Annotated in this window: 1 pseudogene; it reads left to right on the forward strand. The window is 65.5% G+C overall.

The features are described 5' to 3' along the window. Nucleotides 1-513 (forward strand): annotated as a pseudogene (locus ACFC3J_RS23070) (hypothetical protein); the annotation flags it as partial.

Genomic DNA, 513 nt, shown 5'->3' on the forward strand with positions numbered 1-513 from the left:
CGTCGATGCCAGCGGTATCGAGACGATCGACGACTGGATCGACCTGCTCGACGCGCAAACCGACTTGACCGTACAGCATACGTCCGGCACCACCGGCAAGCTGAGCTTCGTCCCTCGCACCAAGAAACAGTGGCGTGAAACCATCGTCCATTCGGGGGTCATCATCCGCGACTGGTGGCCGGACCGGGGTCCGGACATCGTGAAGGACGGGATGCCGATCATCATTCCGGGCTATCGCTACGGCGCTGCCGCGATGCAGCGCGGCAACGGCATCCAGGTCGATCTCTATGCCAAGGGTGAGGAAAATACCCTGTTCCTCTATCCCGACGCCCGGTTCAGTGCAGACATCGCCTCGCTGGGCGGCCGCCTGCGCGCGGCGGAGGCGCGGGGCGAGGCCGGCATGATCGACATTCCGCCGGTCCTGCTGGAACGGCGGGAGGCGCTGCTGGAACTGGAGTGCCGCCGGCCCGACGACCTCAAGCATTTCTTCAGCGAGGCGCAGCGGCGCTTCGG

The organism is Sphingobium sp., from assembly GCF_041987595.1.
In the GTDB taxonomy this organism is placed as follows: domain Bacteria; phylum Pseudomonadota; class Alphaproteobacteria; order Sphingomonadales; family Sphingomonadaceae; genus Sphingobium.